At 65.8% G+C, this 16,070-nt stretch carries 14 protein-coding genes; 8 read left to right on the plus strand and 6 right to left on the minus strand.

Annotated elements, in window-relative coordinates; all coding sequences use genetic code 11:
* Positions 1 to 46: 46 nt before the first annotated feature.
* The 3 genes from ACAM55_RS18660 to ACAM55_RS18670 form a co-directional block, all read right to left on the minus strand.
* Complete coding sequence (locus ACAM55_RS18660) at positions 47 to 1,261, minus strand: fatty acid desaturase (protein WP_369652967.1); 1,215 nt, start codon at positions 1,259 to 1,261, stop codon at positions 47 to 49.
* Positions 1,262 to 1,394: 133 nt separating this feature from the next.
* Positions 1,395 to 2,666, minus strand: a complete 1,272-nt coding sequence (locus tag ACAM55_RS18665) for an RsmB/NOP family class I SAM-dependent RNA methyltransferase (RefSeq protein WP_369652968.1) — start codon at positions 2,664 to 2,666, stop codon at positions 1,395 to 1,397.
* Between the two features lie 28 nt (positions 2,667 to 2,694).
* Positions 2,695 to 4,548, minus strand: coding sequence for a M48 family metalloprotease (locus tag ACAM55_RS18670; protein ID WP_369652969.1), 1,854 nt, complete (start codon positions 4,546 to 4,548; stop codon positions 2,695 to 2,697).
* Between the two features lie 46 nt (positions 4,549 to 4,594).
* Here ACAM55_RS18670 and ACAM55_RS18675 point away from each other — a divergent pair, with 46 nt between their 5' ends.
* The gene (locus ACAM55_RS18675; RefSeq protein WP_369652970.1) at positions 4,595 to 4,828 is read left to right on the plus strand and encodes a DUF1653 domain-containing protein; all 234 of its coding nucleotides are present in this window, start codon (positions 4,595 to 4,597) and stop codon (positions 4,826 to 4,828) included.
* Between the two features lie 38 nt (positions 4,829 to 4,866).
* On the opposite strand, the gene ACAM55_RS18680 is transcribed toward ACAM55_RS18675, so the two are convergent.
* Positions 4,867 to 5,193 (minus strand): I78 family peptidase inhibitor, encoded by a 327-nt coding sequence (locus tag ACAM55_RS18680; RefSeq protein ID WP_369652971.1) that lies wholly within the window; start codon positions 5,191 to 5,193, stop codon positions 4,867 to 4,869.
* Positions 5,194 to 5,228: 35 nt separating this feature from the next.
* Positions 5,229 to 5,825 carry a phosphoribosylglycinamide formyltransferase gene (purN, locus tag ACAM55_RS18685; RefSeq protein WP_369652972.1) on the minus strand — a complete coding sequence of 199 codons (597 nt, stop codon included), beginning with the start codon at positions 5,823 to 5,825 and terminating at the stop codon, positions 5,229 to 5,231.
* 173 nt (positions 5,826 to 5,998) lie between these two features.
* On the opposite strand from purN, the gene ACAM55_RS18690 reads away from it, so the two are divergent.
* The 4 genes from ACAM55_RS18690 (at position 5,999) to ACAM55_RS18705 (ending at position 10,543) form a co-directional block, all read left to right on the plus strand.
* Entirely contained in the window at positions 5,999 to 7,180 is a 1,182-nt protein-coding gene (locus ACAM55_RS18690) for an acyl-CoA dehydrogenase family protein (RefSeq protein ID WP_369652973.1), read from the plus strand.
* Between the two features lie 12 nt (positions 7,181 to 7,192).
* Positions 7,193 to 8,308, plus strand: a complete 1,116-nt coding sequence (locus ACAM55_RS18695) for an acyl-CoA dehydrogenase family protein (RefSeq protein ID WP_369652974.1) — start codon at positions 7,193 to 7,195, stop codon at positions 8,306 to 8,308.
* A gap of 82 nt (positions 8,309 to 8,390) precedes the next feature.
* Positions 8,391 to 9,743 carry an alpha/beta fold hydrolase gene (locus tag ACAM55_RS18700; RefSeq protein ID WP_369652975.1) on the plus strand — a complete coding sequence of 451 codons (1,353 nt, stop codon included), beginning with the start codon at positions 8,391 to 8,393 and terminating at the stop codon, positions 9,741 to 9,743.
* 11 nt (positions 9,744 to 9,754) lie between these two features.
* Complete coding sequence (locus ACAM55_RS18705; protein ID WP_369652976.1) at positions 9,755 to 10,543, plus strand: enoyl-CoA hydratase; 789 nt, start codon at positions 9,755 to 9,757, stop codon at positions 10,541 to 10,543.
* A gap of 113 nt (positions 10,544 to 10,656) precedes the next feature.
* Here ACAM55_RS18705 and ACAM55_RS18710 read toward each other — a convergent pair whose 3' ends face one another.
* Positions 10,657 to 11,217, minus strand: coding sequence for an HNH endonuclease (locus tag ACAM55_RS18710; RefSeq protein WP_258504542.1), 561 nt, complete (start codon positions 11,215 to 11,217; stop codon positions 10,657 to 10,659).
* Between the two features lie 166 nt (positions 11,218 to 11,383).
* Here ACAM55_RS18710 and ACAM55_RS18715 point away from each other — a divergent pair, with 166 nt between their 5' ends.
* From ACAM55_RS18715 to lspA, 3 genes are all read left to right on the plus strand, one after another.
* Positions 11,384 to 12,421 carry a bifunctional riboflavin kinase/FAD synthetase gene (locus ACAM55_RS18715; protein WP_369652977.1) on the plus strand — a complete coding sequence of 346 codons (1,038 nt, stop codon included), beginning with the start codon at positions 11,384 to 11,386 and terminating at the stop codon, positions 12,419 to 12,421.
* Positions 12,422 to 12,542: 121 nt separating this feature from the next.
* A complete protein-coding gene (gene ileS, locus ACAM55_RS18720; RefSeq protein ID WP_369652978.1) occupies positions 12,543 to 15,392 on the plus strand; it encodes an isoleucine--tRNA ligase in 2,850 nt (949 codons plus the stop codon).
* Positions 15,392 to 15,904, plus strand: a complete 513-nt coding sequence (lspA, locus tag ACAM55_RS18725; RefSeq protein WP_369652979.1) for a signal peptidase II — start codon at positions 15,392 to 15,394, stop codon at positions 15,902 to 15,904. Before ileS ends, lspA begins: the two co-directional genes overlap by 1 nt.
* The last annotated feature ends 166 nt before the right edge of the window (positions 15,905 to 16,070 follow it).

Below are 16,070 nucleotides of genomic sequence, written 5' to 3' on the forward strand. Positions count from 1 at the left end.
GGCCGGCTTTTCAGGGGAGCCCCGAGGCTCGATTCTTGAAAGTCTCTCAGGCCCGTGCTGCGCGCAGGCGGGTCGAGAATTCGCGCAGGCCGGCAATGCCGCTGGCTTCCGCACGATGGCACCAGGCCGCCAGATCGGCCGCCAGTTGCTCGCGCGACTGCGAAGTGTTGAGCCACAGCTGGCGCAGTTCTTCGCGCATCGTCACCATCTTGTCGATGACCGGATGGGCGGCGCGCGCCTGCACGAGGTGCGTGCGGGCCGATGCCGGCACCTTGTCGTCGTCGCGGTGCAGCCAGTTCTTGGCTGCCTTGAGCACCGAGATGTCGCCGCCCTTGGTCTTGAGCGCAACCAGCTCCGCCTTGGTGACACGGCGCATTTCGCGCGCATAGCCGGCCATGACTTCATAGCGGTTGGCAATGACGGCCTCGAGCGTCTTCTCGTTGGCCACGGGCTGGATGTCGCCCATCTGCATCTTCGGCGGCACCTTCTTGACCTTGGCCCAGCCAATCTTCTGCATCATCTGGATATAGACCCAGCCGATGTCGAATTCGTATTTCTTGACCGAGAACTTGGCCGAGGTGGGATACGTGTGGTGGTTGTTGTGCAGCTCTTCGCCACCGATGATCAGGCCCCAGGGCGAGACATTGCGGCTGGCGTCCGGCGCCTCGAAGTTGCGATAGCCCCAGTAGTGGCCGATGCCATTGATGATGCCGGCCGCCGTGATGGGAATCCAGAGCATCTGCACGGCCCAGACCGTCAGGCCAAGCCCGCCGAACAGCGCCAGGTTGATGACCAGCATCAGGCCGACGCCTTGCCAGCTGTAGCGCGTGTACAGGTTGCGTTCGAGCCAGTCATCGGGCGTGCCGTGGCCGTAGCGATCCATCGTTTCCTTGTTCTTCGACTCGGCGCGATACAGCTCGGCGCCGCGCCACAGGACCTCGTCGATGCCTTTGACCTGCGGGCTGTGCGGGTCGTCTTCGGTTTCGCACTTGGCGTGGTGCTTGCGGTGAATGGCCACCCATTCCTTGGTCACCATGCCGGTGCCGAGCCACAGCCAGAAACGGAAGAAGTGCGAAGGGATCGGGCCCAGATCCATGGCCCGGTGCGTCTGCGTGCGGTGCAGGAAAATCGTGACCGCGGCGATCGTGATGTGCGTGGTGACGAGCGTGTACAGCACGACTTGCCACCATGTGAGGTCCCACAAGCCGTGTCCGAGCCAGTCGATGGCCGCGCTCAAAACGGCAGAGTCAGGAATCAACATTGAATTAAGTGCTCCATGGCCACACGAAGGTGCAACCTTTCAGTTAACCTGCGATTTTAAGGGGGCAAGGCCAAAATGAGGCCTTTTGTCCTTCCATAAAAGCGCAGATTTACCCTAGTTTGGAGTGCCGCGCCTATTTGCGGTTCCACACCGCCGCAAAGAAGCCGTCCGTCGCGTGGCGGTGGGGCCAGAGCCGCAGATAACGGCGACCGTCCGGCCCGCCGGCGCAGAGCTTCTCGAACCCCTCCACCTTGAGGCCCTGCAGCAGTTCCGCCGCGTCCTGCGGCACGAAATCCGGGTTGGCGGCGCTGAAAGCCTCGGCAATGGCCTCGTTTTCTTCCGGCAGCACACTGCACGTGGCATAAATCAGACGACCGCCGGATTTCAGCAAGCGCGCCGCGCTTTGCAGGATGGCGGCTTGCTTGACCGTCAGCTCCTCGACCGATTTGGGCGACTGGCGCCATTTGAGGTCCGGATTGCGGCGCAGCGTCCCCAGGCCCGAGCAGGGCGCGTCGACCAGCACCCGATCGATCTTGCCGGCGAGGCGCTTGATGCGATCGTCGCGCTCGTGCGCGATGGCAGCCGGATGGACGTTGGAGAGCTTGCTGCGCGCGAGCCGCGGCTTGAGCGCATCGAGCCGGTGCGCCGAGGTGTCGAAGGCATAGAGCCGGCCGGTATTGCGCATGGTGGCGCCAATCGCCAGCGTCTTGCCGCCCGCGCCGGCGCAAAAATCGACCACCATTTCGCCACGCTTGGCGTCCAGCAGCAGCGCGAGCAGCTGGGAGCCCTCGTCCTGTACCTCGACTGCGCCGCGCGCAAATGCATCCAGCTTGGTCAGCGCCGGCTTGCCCTCGATGCGCAAGCCCCAGGGCGAAAACGGGGTTGCTTCAGATTTGATAGCGGCCTTGGCAAGCTCCGCCTTCACTTCTGCCCGCTTGTCGGTCAGTGCATTGACCCGGAGGTCGAGCGGAGCGGGCTGCTGCAGACTCTCGACCAACGGCCAGAAACCGTCGCCCAGTTGGGCCTTGAGCGGCGTGACCAGCCATTCGGGCAGGTTGTGGCGGTGGCGCTCCAGCAGATCTTCCGGCTTGACGGCATCGCAGTTGTCGAGCCAGCGCTTTTCGGTGTCGTTGAGAGCGCTCTTCAAAAAATCGCGCGGGCCGTAAAAGCCCAGGATCGCCATGCGGCGCTCTTTCGAACCGGTGCCCGAAGGCGAGAGATGGTCGAACAGGAGCTTCTTGCGCAGCACGGTATAGACGGTCTCGGCAAGCGTGGCTCGCTCGCGCGGGCCGAACTCGCGGTGATCGCGGAAAAAGCGCGAAACGACCTGGTCGGCCGGGTGATCGAATTTCAGGACAAGGCCGACCAGATCGGCGGTGGCCTCCAACAGGGCTTTGGGGTGCATGCCCCGATTGTCTCAGCCGGGCGGCTCCCTACGCCGTGCGCGTCCAGATCGTCCCGAAAGCCTGCCGTTCAATCTCCTCCAGCGTCGGCGAATAACCGGCCCAGAGAACCAGCGCCGCCCCCGGCAGGCTCAGGGTCTGCTCGAGGTGCCGGCAAAGCTGCCAGCGCTCGTCATCGTCCATGCCGGGCAGGTCTACGAACACGATGTAGGCCCGGCGCCACGGAAACTCGCGCAAGGTCTTGCGCACCAGCCAGGCCCTCGAGATCGGGAGGCACCGCGACAGGTCGGCCCGCAGTTCGCCCAACTCATGGTCGCTCAGGTCATGCCGGACGATCTGGCTGAAGAACGGCGTTTCGGTGATCTCCTCCCAGGCACGCGCCTCGGCTTCTTCCGCCTCCTTGAGCCGGCCGCGCCACAGCTTCAGGGCTTCCTCGTCGTGCGCCCCTGCATCGGGATCCTCGAGCGCCGCCACGGCGTTTTTCGCAGCCCACCAGCGGCTGGCCGCGCTGGAGCCGTGCAGGCGGTCGAGCACCGCCAGGCGTGCGTCGCGGTCTCGCGTGGGCAGCATCTGGGCCACCCCCCGCAAGGCACCGGGATGTTCGGGGGCAACCCGCAGCACGCGTTCATAGCGCTCGCGCACTGGCGCCGCCGGATCGAGCCGGCGTTCGGAATCGGCCCACTCGACCATTTCGTCGGGCGTGTTGCGCTCGCCCCGCGCGGCAAGAAGTTCGATGCGTTCGCGAATACGCGCCCTGTGCGCATGGTGCTGCTTCCAGTCGCTGGCATGGGCGCGGCGCCATTGATTGTCGAAATGCTGGATCCACTTCGCGCTGTCGGCCAGCATGCTCAGCGCCGGCTCGGTGGACCATGGCGGCACCACAGCCTTCTGGCCAAGCGCCTCGAGCCGGTCACGCAAGACAGGGTGCGTGTCGTCGAGGTCGCTGACGCGCCGCATGGCCTCGCGCAGGGCCTGGCGCGCGAATTCGTTGCTGGGTGGCGTACCGGCAAGCTCCCGCAGTGCCTTGAAGGGACCGGGCGGCTGGGGCTCGCGTTCGGCACGTGCCCAGTGCGATGCCCAGAATTCATTGGCGTACCAGTTGCCCTTGATGGCTATTTCCGTCAGCGCGGCCGCGGCCACGGGCGTGCCCAGCAGCCGACCGGAAATGCGGTCGGCTTCGTACTCGTCTTGCCGGGCAAGCGCGAAGGTCCGGGCCGCAAAGCGCGGAAAGTACCAGCGGAAAAAGGCCTGCGACACCAGCGCCATCACGCCTTCGTCGCGTTGCAGGCTGGCGTCCAGCTTGAGCCACGACAGCCGCGTGCGGTAGATCCAGGCACTGAGCTTGCCGTGGTTGCCGCGCAAGTGTCCGTACTCGTGCGCGAGCACCGACAGCAGCCGCCGCCGGTCCAGCATCATCAAGAGCGGCAAGCCGATGGAGAGGGAATTGACCGCTCCGCCAAACAGGCCGAAGCGCGGCACCTGCCGGATGCTGGCGTTGAACTCGTCGTCCAGGTAGACGCGATGGACCGGCGGCCCCTTGATCTTCTTGCGGATGCGGTCGAGTGCCTCGAACAGCGCCGGCGCATCCTCGCGGGAAAGCTCGCGGCCATCGGGTTCGTCCAATCGCACCCACAAGGCGCGCAGCGTGGCCCAGAGAAGGCCCAAGGCAAACAGCAGCAGCCAGCCGCGCGAGAAACCGAATCGCCCGCGCCCGGCGGCCAGTGCCACCCAGGCGATGATGCCGATCGACAGCGCCAGGCAGGCCATCACCCAGGCATAGCCGAGCGCGGCAAACGCCGCGACGCTGCGCCGGTAGCGCGCACTGTCGTCGGCGCTGGCATGCTCGCTCAGTCGGACGAGGTGAACAAAATCAGCGCGATCCATCCGTCTTTCCTCCAACCGGACACCACAGTTTGAAAGAAGCAACGCCGTGAATGACAACGACCTGCCACCCCTGACAGAGACGCCTCCCGGCCGCTATCGCCACTACAAGGGCGGCGAATACGAGGTGCTGGGCACCGTGCGCCATAGCGAGACGCTCGAACCGATGACCCTCTACCGTGCCCTTTATGGCGCCCAGGGGCTCTGGGTTCGCCCTGCCGCGATGTTCAACGAAACCGTGGAGATCGAGGGAATTCGCCAATTGCGCTTTGCCCCGGTTTAGACGGCCGCGTGTTCGAACAGCAAGAGCTGCGGCAGGTTTCAGCCGCAGCGAACGTCCGTCACCCGGCCGCGCGCATCCACGTCGAGGTTGAGGCGCCCGCCGTTGAGTTCCATCGTGACCGCTTCGCCGGGCTTCAGGGCGCGCACCGTGCCCGCGCCGGCGCGCACGCGGGCGGCGGCTTCGAGCTGCGGCGACAACGGCTGTCCGACAGCGAACCGTGCGCCATCCGCATTGCACTGGTAAACCGGCTCGGCTGCCGCGGCGGATGCGGAAGCAGGTGCAGAGGTGGGTGTGGAGGCTGGCGCGGCGCAAGCCGCCAGCAGAACGGCGCTGGCGACCGCGCACAGTAGCGATTGGGTTTTCAATGAGTGCTCCCGAAAACCCGCGAATATAAACAAATTTAACGTATGTGACTTGATGTATCGGCAAGCCATTCCGCAATGGCGCGCGGATACAACTGATGCTCCTGCGCGAGCACCCGGCCGGCCAGTGTGGCCGCGGTGTCGTCCGGCAGCACCGGCACCACCGCCTGCGCCAGGATGGGGCCGTGGTCGAGTTCGGTGGTCACCTGGTGCACCGTGACGCCCGCCACCTTGCAGCCGGCGTCGATGGCCCGCTGGTGCGTGTTCAGCCCCGGAAAGGCGGGCAGCAGCGAAGGATGGATATTGACCAGCCGGCCTGAATAACGGCCGACGAAGGCGGGCGTCAGGATGCGCATGAAGCCCGCCAGTACCACCAGGGCGGGCGAATGCGCATCGACGACCTTCGCCAGCGCCTCGTCGAAGGCCTCGCGGCTCGGATAGTCCCTGTGCGGGACCACGGCGGTTTCGATGCCGTGCGTTTTGGCGAGCGCAAGCCCTCCCGCTTCGGCCTTGTTGCTGACGACGGCGGCAATGCGCGCGCCGAAGCGCTCGGACCAGCGGTCGCGCTCGGCGGCGCGCACGATGGCCGCCATGTTGGAGCCGCCGCCGGAGATCAGGATCACGATGTTCTTCATGGGAGGCCGGGATTATCTGTGCTCCGCCTCGCGCGCCGGAAAACGGCCCGGCCGGCAAGCTTGTCGCCGCGCGGACACCGTTTCACAGCACGACCGTGCTAAAACTCGGAGTCCCGGAGACAAGCCGCTTTTCGCCGCGATGGCGGTGGACCGATCAACACAGCGAGGCACGCATGGATTTGAGCTTCACGCCCGAAGAACAGAAGTTCCGCGAAGAAATTCGCGCATGGGTCAAGGACAACCTTCCCAAGGAGATTTCGCACAAGGTGCACAACGCGCTCGAACTGACGCGCGACGATCTGCAAGGCTGGGCCAAGATCCTCGGCAAGAAGGGCTGGCTGGGCTACGGCTGGCCGACGGAATTCGGCGGCCCCGGCTGGACCGCCATCCAGCGCCACCTGTTCGAGGAAGAAACCGCCCTTGCCGGCGCGCCGCGCATCATTCCGTTCGGCCCGGTGATGGTCGCGCCGGTGATCATGGCTTTCGGCAATGCCGAGCAGCAGAAGCGTTTTCTTCCCGGCATCGCCAGCGGCGAAGTCTGGTGGAGCCAGGGCTACAGCGAACCGGGCTCCGGCTCCGACCTCGCCTCGGTCAAGACCAAGGCCGAGCGCAAGGGCGACAAGTACATCGTCAACGGCCAGAAGACCTGGACCACGCTCGGCCAGTACGGCGACTGGATGTTCAACCTCGTGCGCACCAGCAACGAGGGCAAGCCCCAGACCGGCATCAGCTTTCTGCTGCTCGACATGAAGTCGCCCGGCGTCACGGTGCGGCCCATCAAGCTGCTGGACGGCGGTCATGAAGTGAACGAGGTGTTCTTCGACAACGTCGAAGTGCCGGCCGAGAACCTGATCGGCGAAGAGAACAAGGGCTGGACCTACGCCAAGCACCTGCTCTCGCATGAGCGCACCAACATCGCCGACGTGAACCGCGCCAAGCGCGAGCTGGAACGCCTGAAGCGCATCGCGAAGAGCGAAGGCGTTTACGACGACTCGCGCTTCCGGGACGAGATCGCCAAGCTCGAGGTCGACATCGTGGCGCTCGAGATGATGGTGCTGCGCGTGCTCTCGGCCGCCACCTCGGGCAAGAACTCGCTCGACGTCGCGGGCCTGCTCAAGATCCGCGGCAGCGAGATCCAGCAGCGCTACAGCGAACTGATGATGCTGGCCGGCGGCGCGTATTCCCTGCCTCTCATCCGCGAAGCGATGGAAGCCGGCTGGCAAGGCGACTTCCCCGGCGGCAATCCGGCCCTTGCGCCGCTCGCGTCGACCTTCTTCAACATGCGCAAGACCACCATCTACGGCGGCTCGAACGAAGTGCAACGCAACATCGTTGCGCAGACCGTTCTCGGCTGAGGAGACAAGAACATGGATTTCAATTTCTCGGACGATCAGGAACAACTGCGCGACGCCGTTCGCAAGTGGGTAGACAAGGGCTATGACTTCGAACGCCGCCGCGGCATCGAGGCCAATGGCGGGTTCTCGCGCGAGGCCTGGGACGATCTGGCCGAACTCGGCCTGGGCGGCCTCTACATCGGCGAGGACGATGGCGGCCTGGGCATGGGCCCCGTGGCGGGCATGGTCGTGATGGAAGAACTGGGCCGCGGCATCGTGCTGGAACCCTTCGCGCAGACGCTGATCGCCGGCGCGGTGCTCAGCGGCTATGCCGGCGAAGACATCAAGGACAACTGGCTGCCGCGCATCGCCGGCGGCCAGGCGATCGTGGCGCTGGCCTACCAGGAGCGCAAGGCGCGCTACCGGCTCGACGTGTGCGAAGCCAGGGCCGTGAAGGCCGGCGATGGCTGGTCGCTGAGCGGCACCAAGAGCGTGGTGCCCGTGGGCGACGAAGCCGATGCCTACATCGTGCCCGCGCAGGCCGACGGCAAGATCGCCCTCTTCCTGGTCGAGCGCAGCGCCAGCGGTGTCGAGGCTCGCGGCTACGGCACGCAGGACGGCAGCCGTGCGGCCGAGGTGGTGTTCGACAAGGCAGACGCCGCGCTGATCACCACCGACGGGCTGGCGGCACTCGAGTACGCGGTCGACGTCGGCATTGCGGCCACCTGCGCCGAAGCGGTCGGCGTGATGGACAAGACGCTCGCCCTGACGGTCGACTACATGAACCAGCGCAAGCAGTTCGGCGTGACCATCTCCACCTTCCAGGCACTGCGCCATCGCGTGGCGGACATGAAGATGCAGCTCGAGCTCGCACGCTCGATGAGCTACTACGCCACGCTCAAGCTCAATGCGCCGGCCGAGGAGCGGCGCCAGGCCCTGTCGCGCGCCAAGTACCAGCTGGGCGTGTCGATGCGCTATGTCGCCGCAAATTCGGTGCAGCTGCACGGCGGCATCGGTGTGACGGACGAATACATCGGCAGCCACTACTTCCGCAAGCTCACGCAGCTCGAAATGACCTTCGGAGACACCCTGCACCACCTGGGCGAAGTGTCGGCCCGCATGCAGGACACCGCCGGCGTCTTCGCCTGACGATGCTTTTCCCATAGCATCCAACGCCCGCCCGCTTTGCGCCGGCGGGCGTTTTACTTGGAACCCCAGCCAGGAACAAAACATGACATCACGCCGCACCCTTCTTGCCCTCGGGCTCGCATCGACCGCCATGCTGACCGCCTGCGCCACAACTCCCTCGCCCTCGTACACCGAACGCCCGCCGATCGTCTTCATGCACGGCAACGGCGATTCGGCGGCGCTCTGGCAGACGACGATCTGGCGCTTCGAGTCGAACGGCTGGCCGCGCGACCGGCTCTTTGCGGTCGACCAGCCCTACCCGCTGGCGCGCGACGACGATGCCGTGGCACAGCCGGGCCGCAGCTCGACGACCGATTCGGCCGTCTTCCTGAAGGCCGAGGTCGACAAGGTGCTGAAGGCCACGGGCGCCAGCAAGGTGGTGCTGATCGGCAACTCGCGCGGCGGCAACACCATCCGCAACTACGTGCAGAACGGCGGCGGCGCGGATGCGGTGAGCCACGTGGTGCTGGGCGGCAATCCGGCGCATGGCATCTGGCTCGTGAAGGGCTTTCGCGAAAACAACGAGTTCTCGGGGCTCTCTGGTTTCATGCAGCAGCTCAATGCGCCAAAGGGGCCGAACGGCGACGAGGTCACACCGGGTGTGAAATGGCTCACGCTGCGCTCCGACAACAACGACAAGTACGCGCAGCCCGACGGACTGTGGATCGGCGTACCCGGCCAGCCGACGAACATCGGCTTCGACGGGCCTGCGCTCAAAGGCGCAACCAATGTCGTGCTGCCGCGCGTCGATCACCGCGAGACCTCGTTCTCCCCTGCCGCCTTCGCGGCGACATGGCAATTCCTGACGGGCGAGCCGCCGCGCAGCACGGTGATCGCGGCCGAAACGAACGTCGTGCTCGATGGCCGCGCGATCGGTGCCGAAAACCTGTCGCTGAACGGCGGCCAGGTCTCTGTCTATGCCGTCGACCCCGCCACGGGTGCACGTCGCGGCAATGCCGTGCACAGCAAGAGCATCGGCGCGGACGGCCGATGGGGGCCTTTCAGCGCGCGCGGGGACACGTCCTACGAGTTCGTTCTCAACGCGCCGGGCTATGGCATTACCCACATCTACCGCAGCGCGTTTCCGCGCAGCAGCGGTGCGGTGAACCTGCGCCCCGAGCGCCTCGCGCCTGCCGATGCCAATGCCCAGGCGGTCGTCGTCTTCACGCGCCCTCGCGGATATTTCGACGCGCAGCGCGACACCATGCGTTTCGACGGCCAGAGCCCGCCGACCGGCGTGCCGCCCAAGGGTTCAGGCGTGTCGAGCTCCAGGTTGCGCATTGCCGCCGCGGAGCCCCAGCGCGCGGTGACCGGTGAATTCAACGGCGAGCGCATCACGGGCCTGACCTGGCCTGCCGCGCAGCAGCACCTGACGGTGCTGGAGCTGACTTACTGAGGGCAACGGCCATGAACGATGCGGCCTCCCCTTTTGTGCTGAAGGCGCGCGATGCGCGCGGCGTGGTCATGCTGACGCTGAACCGCGCGGCCTCGTTCAACGCGCTCTCGGAGGGCATGCTCGCCGCGCTCGAGCAAGCGATCGCAGACATCGCGGCGGACGAGAGCGTGCGCGCGGTCGTCATCGCAGCAGCGGGAAAGGCCTTCTGCGCGGGCCACGACCTGAAGGAAATGCGGGCGGATCCTTCGCTCGGCTACTACCAGAGGCTCTTCGAACGCTGCGGCGCCATGATGCTGTCGATCCAGCGCCTTCCCGTGCCCGTGATTGCGCGCGTGCACGGCATCGCGACGGCCGCGGGATGCCAGCTGGTTGCGGTGTGCGACCTGGCGGTGGCCTCGAGCGAGGCGCGCTTTGCGGTCAGCGGCGTGAATGTGGGGCTGTTCTGCGCCACGCCGAGCGTCACGCTGTCGCGCAACCTCGGCCGCAAGGAGGCTTTCGAGATGCTCGTGACGGGTGAGTTCATCAGCGCGCAGGAAGCCCGCGAGAAGGGTTTGATCAACCGGGTGGCACCGTCCGGCGAACTCGACGCCGCCGTCGAAGCGCTGGTCGCCAGCATCGTTGCCAAGCCGCGCAAGGCGCTCGCGCTCGGCAAGGCCCTCTTCTACCGCCAACTCGAAACAGGGATCGAAGCCGCGCTGGCCGACGCCAGCCAGACCATGGCCTGCAACATGATGGACGAGAGCGCACTCGAAGGCGTTCAGGCTTTCATCGAGAAGCGCCCCCCAGCCTGGAACCGCTGACGCCGAAAGTCGGCCCCTCGCCAGTGCACCCGCGGAACGGGCTCCGCCCGGCCGCCGGGTGCGCCCCCCAGTGGGGGGAGGCGGCTACACGAAGTGAGCCGCTTCGGGGGGCGTCACGTGTCGTGCAGCCGCGAGCTCTGCGGCAGGTGCGCCATCAGGAATTCCATCTGGTCCGCCAGGATGCGGCGGTTTCGCAAAATGAAATCTTCCCAGAGGCTGGGCACATAGGGCGCGTACAGGAGCGGCATGTTCGCCTGCTCGGGCGTGCGGCTGCTCTTGCGGTGGTTGCAAGGCTTGCAGGCCGTGACCACGTTCATCCAGGTGTCGATGCCCTTCTGGGCGAACGGAATGATGTGCTCGCGAGTGAGCTCGTCTTCGTGGAAATGCCCGCCGCAGTAGGCGCAGACATTGCGGTCGCGCGCAAAGAGCTTGCTGTTGGTGAGCCCAGGACGCTGGGTGAAGGGATTGATGCGCGGCACGCCCTTGGTGCCGATGATGCTGTTGATCGCAATCTGCGATTGTTCGCCCGTGATGGCGTTGTGGCCGCCACGGAACACAGCCACCTGCGCGCCCACCTCCCAGCGGACTTCGTCCGCTGCATAGTGGATGACCGCCTGTTCGAGCGATATCCATGACTGGGGCAGCCCTTGGGCCGACAGCTTCAAGACCTTCACCACACGCCTCCTCAAAAAGGGAAGAATCACGGAAAGACCAGGGACACGGAGCGCGCCGGAGACCACTTAAAGCGACGCACTGAGTCACAATATACCGGCTTTGTGACAAAACGGCCTGATTCGCCCAATCGACGGGCGAGAGGCGCTATCAAAAAGATATTCAGCGATGCAGGTTTTCCGCGGCTTCCGGCACCCGGGCGTGGCTCCGGCCTGCGCCCTCACCATTGGCAATTTCGACGGCGTGCACCGTGGCCACCAGGCCATGCTCGCGCTGCTGCAGACCGAGGCGCGCCATCGTGGGCTGCCGAGCAGCGTGCTCACGTTCGAGCCGCACCCGCGCGATTATTTCGCCGCCGTCACCAAGAAACCCGACCTGGCGCCGGCGCGCATCGGCACGCTGCGCGACAAGCTGACCGAGCTCGCGGCCTGCGGCGTGGCACAGACCATCGTGCTGCCCTTCGACGGCCGGCTGGCCTCCCAGTCGCCCGAGCAATTCATCCAGAACGTGCTGATCGACGGGCTGGGCGCGCGCTACGTGCTGGTGGGCGACGACTTCCGTTTTGGCGCCAAGCGCGCCGGCGACTACGCCATGCTCGACGCGGCCGGCGACATGCACGGCTTCGACGTGGCGCGCATGAACAGCTACGAGGTCCACGGCCTGCGCGTTTCCAGCTCGGCCGTGCGCGATGCGCTGGCCGAGGGCCGCATGGCCGACGCCCAGCATCTGCTCGGCCGGCCCTACACGATCTCGGGCCACGTGGTCCATGGCCGCAAGCTCGGCCGCGCGCTGGGCGCCTCGGCCCCCGGCAAGGACGACGGGTTTCGCACCCTCAACATGCGCTTCAAGCACTGGAAGCCGGCCGCCAGCGGCATCTTCGCGGTGCTGGTGCACGGCCTGGCCGAGCAGCCGCTGCCCGGCGTGGCCAACCTCGGCGTGCGCCCCTCGCTGGACGCCAACGACGTCAACGCGGGCCGGGTGTTGCTGGAGACGCATTGCCTGGAGTGGCCCTCGCATCTGGGAGCCGAAGGGGCCTACGGTAAAATCGTCCGCGTGGAACTCCTGCACAAACTGCACGACGAATTGCGCTACACCAGCCTCGAGGCCCTGACTGCGGGCATCGCGAAGGATGGGCGCGACGCGCGCGCGTTCTTTGCATCGACCCACGCCGAAACCCATCGCCAGACCACGCGCGACCGAATTTAGCCCTGCACGCACCGTGCTGCCGCCCTTCGACAAGCTCAGGGCGAACGGCTTTTCTTCCGCACCGACCGCTCAATGCAGTTCGGGCTGAGCCTGTCGAAGCCCCTCTGTTTCGCACCCCAACATGTCTGACGCTGCTTCCACCACCGACTACCGTTCCACGCTGAACCTGCCCGACACCCCCTTCCCGATGCGCGGCGACCTGCCCAAGCGCGAACCGGGCTGGGTGAAGGAATGGAACGACGAAGGCCGCTACCACCGCCTGCGCGACGCCCGCCACGGCGCGCCCAAGTTCATCCTGCACGACGGCCCGCCCTACGCCAACGGCCAGATCCACATGGGCCACGCGGTGAACAAGATCCTGAAGGACATGATCGCCAAGGCGCGCCAGCTCGAAGGCTATGACGCGCTCTACGTGCCCGGCTGGGATTGCCACGGCCTGCCGATCGAGAACGCCATCGAAAAGCAGTACGGCCGCAACCTGAGCCGCGACGAGATGCAGGCCAAGAGCCGCGCCTACGCCACGGAACAGATCGCGCAGCAGATGCTCGACTTCCAGCGCCTGGGTGTGCTGGGCGAATGGGACCATCCCTACAAGACGATGGATTTTGCGAACGAAGCCGGCGAACTGCGTGCGTTCAAGCGCGTGATCGAGCGCGGCTTCGTCTATCGCGGCCTGAAGCCGGTGTACTGGTGCTTCGACTGCGGCTCCTCACTGGCCGAGTTCGAAATCGAATACGCCGACAAGAAGAGCCAGACCCTCGACGTGGCCTTCAAGGCCCACGAGCGCGAGAAGGTGCTCAAGGCCTTCGAGACCGACCACACGATCCTCGGCGACATCTTCGCCGTGATCTGGACCACCACCGCGTGGACCATCCCGGCCAACCAGGCGATCAACCTGAATCCGGAGATCGAGTACTCGCTGGTCGACACCGAGCGTGGCCTCTTGATCCTCGCCAACTCGCTGGTCGAGATGTGCATGACGCGCTATGCGCTCGACGGCAAGGTGCTGGCCACGGTCAAGGGCGAGAAGCTCGGCGGCCTGGAGTTCGAGCATCCGCTGTACGACGTCGACGCCGGCTACAAGCGCCTGTCCCCGGTGTACCTGGCCGACTACGCCACCGCCACCGACGGCACCGGCCTGGTCCACTCCTCGCCCGCCTACGGCGTGGACGACTTCAACTCCTGCATCGCCCATGGCGTGGCCTACGACGACATCCTGAATCCGGTGCAGGGCAACGGCAGCTACGCGCTCGACTTCCCGCTTTTCGGCGGGCAGAACATCTGGAAGGCGGTGCCGGTCATCATCTCGGCGCTGCGCGATGCCAATCGGCTGCTCACCACCGAGACCATCACCCACAGCTACCCGCACTGCTGGCGCCACAAGACGCCGGTGATCTACCGCGCCGCGGCGCAGTGGTTCATCCGCATGGACGAAGGCGAAGGCGTGTTCACCAAGGACAAGGCGCCCAAGTCGCTGCGCCAGACCGCGCTCGAAGCCATCGAAGAAACCAGCTTCTATCCAGAGAACGGCAAGGCACGGCTGCACGACATGATCGCCAACCGGCCCGACTGGTGCATCTCGCGCCAGCGCAGCTGGGGCGTGCCGATCCCGTTCTTCCTGCACAAGGACTCGGGCGAGCTGCATCCGCGCACGATGGAAATCCTCGACCAGGCCGCCGACATCGTCGAGAAGGGCGGCATCGAGGCCTGGAGCCGCGTCACGGCCGAAGAAATTCTGGGTGCCGAAGACGCGCCGCACTACACCAAGAGCACCGACATCCTCGAGGTGTGGTTCGACTCGGGCTCGACCTTCTATCACGTGCTGCGCGGCACGCACCCCAACGGGCATCACGAGACGGGCCCTGAAGCCGACCTGTACCTCGAAGGCCACGACCAGCATCGCGGCTGGTTCCACTCGTCGCTCTTGATCGCCTGCGCGCTGGAAGACCGCGCGCCGTACCGGGGCCTGCTCACGCACGGCTTCACGGTGGATGCCAAGGGCATCAAGATGAGCAAGTCGCTCAAGAACGGCATCGACCCGCAGGAGATCAGCAGCAAGCTGGGCGCGGAAATCATCCGCCTCTGGGTGGCTGCGAGCGACTATTCGGGCGACATCGCGGGCGACGACAAGATCCTGGCGCGCGTGGTCGACTCGTACCGCCGCATCCGCAACACGCTGCGCTTCCTGCTCGCGAACACCAGCGACTTCGACATCGCGAAGGATGCGGTGCCGCTCGATGAGCTGTTCGAGATCGACCGCTATGCACTCGCGCGCGCGTCGCAGTTCCAGGCCGAGATCCTCGCGCACTACAAGGTGTACGAGTTCCATCCGGTGGTGGCCAAGCTGCAGATCTACTGCTCGGAAGACCTGGGCGGTTTCTACCTGGACATCCTGAAGGACCGCCTCTACACGACGGCGCCGGGCTCGCCCGCGCGCCGCAGCGCGCAGACGGCGCTCTGGCACATCTCGCAAGCCATGCTGCGCTGGATGGCGCCGTTCCTGAGCTTCACGGCCGAAGAGGCGTGGAAGTTCGTGAGCACGGCCAAGCCAGGCGAGTCGATCTTCGCGCAGACGTACAGCGAATTCGCGGCGCCCGATGAAGCGCTGCTCGCCAAGTGGAGCCGCCTGCGCGAGATCCGCGACGTGGTGAACAAGGACATCGAGGCGGTGCGCGCCGAAGGCAAGGTCGGCTCGTCGCTGCAGGCCAACCTGCAACTCAGCGCACCGGCGGACGACCTTGCGCTGCTGGGCACGCTCGGCGACGACCTGAAGTTCGTCTTCATCGCCTCGGCCATCGAACTGGCGGCGGGCGAGGCCCTGTCTACCGTGGTGACGCCGAGCACGGCGCAGAAGTGCGACCGCTGCTGGCACTACCGCGAGGACGTGGGCCACGACCCCGCGCATCCGACGATCTGCGGGCGTTGCACCAGCAATCTGTTCGGCGCCGGCGAGCCGCGGAGCTTTGCCTGATGGCGGCCGCACGCACCATGTCGGCATCGCGTTCCCGCAGCGGCAGCATCTGGCCATGGCTCGGGCTGGCGGCGATCGTCCTGATCATCGACCAGTTCACCAAGACGCTGATCCTGGGCTACTACAAGCTCGGTGACGCGACCTACGTGACGAGCTTCTTCAACGTGGTCCGCGCGCACAACACGGGCGCCGCGTTCTCGTTCCTCGCCGACCATTCGGGATGGCAGCGCTGGTTCTTCACGGCCATCGGCGTGGCGGCTGCGGTGTTCATCGTCTGGATGCTGAAGTCGCACGCGGGGCAGAAGCTGTTTTCGTTCTCGATGGCCTGCATCCTGGGCGGTGCGATCGGCAACGTGATCGACCGGATGATGCACGGCTACGTGGTGGACTTCCTCAGCTTCCACGCCGGCAACTGGTACTTCCCGGCGTTCAATGCGGCCGATAGCGCGATCACGCTCGGGGCCATTTGCTTGATCCTGGACGAGATCCGGCGGGTTCGCCGCGGGAAGTAGGTTCGTCGTCCGTTAGAGGCCGTCGGCCCTCACCCCAGCCCTCTCCCGGAGGGAGAGGGAGCAAGACGTGCCTCCAACACGCGCGAGGGTTTCTCCCCACTTTCATAGGCTGTCATAGCGGGGTCATACTGCCGCGGTGAAATGTAATCGATTACATGACACCGCA

Source organism: Variovorax sp. V213 (assembly GCF_041154455.1).
Taxonomy (GTDB): domain Bacteria; phylum Pseudomonadota; class Gammaproteobacteria; order Burkholderiales; family Burkholderiaceae_C; genus Variovorax.

Coding starts and splice junctions, on each gene's coding strand:
- purN (WP_369652972.1), bottom strand. CDS start 5,825: ATGAAGAACATCGTGATCCTGATCTCCGGCGGCGGCTCCAACATGGCG.
- ACAM55_RS18705 (WP_369652976.1), top strand. CDS start 9,755: ATGAACGATGCGGCCTCCCCTTTTGTGCTGAAGGCGCGCGATGCGCGC.
- ACAM55_RS18665 (WP_369652968.1), bottom strand. CDS start 2,666: ATGCACCCCAAAGCCCTGTTGGAGGCCACCGCCGATCTGGTCGGCCTT.
- ACAM55_RS18660 (WP_369652967.1), bottom strand. CDS start 1,261: ATGTTGATTCCTGACTCTGCCGTTTTGAGCGCGGCCATCGACTGGCTC.
- ACAM55_RS18695 (WP_369652974.1), top strand. CDS start 7,193: ATGGATTTCAATTTCTCGGACGATCAGGAACAACTGCGCGACGCCGTT.
- ACAM55_RS18715 (WP_369652977.1), top strand. CDS start 11,384: ATGCAGGTTTTCCGCGGCTTCCGGCACCCGGGCGTGGCTCCGGCCTGC.
- ACAM55_RS18690 (WP_369652973.1), top strand. CDS start 5,999: ATGGATTTGAGCTTCACGCCCGAAGAACAGAAGTTCCGCGAAGAAATT.
- ACAM55_RS18670 (WP_369652969.1), bottom strand. CDS start 4,548: ATGGATCGCGCTGATTTTGTTCACCTCGTCCGACTGAGCGAGCATGCC.
- ACAM55_RS18700 (WP_369652975.1), top strand. CDS start 8,391: ATGACATCACGCCGCACCCTTCTTGCCCTCGGGCTCGCATCGACCGCC.
- ileS (WP_369652978.1), top strand. CDS start 12,543: ATGTCTGACGCTGCTTCCACCACCGACTACCGTTCCACGCTGAACCTG.
- lspA (WP_369652979.1), top strand. CDS start 15,392: ATGGCGGCCGCACGCACCATGTCGGCATCGCGTTCCCGCAGCGGCAGC.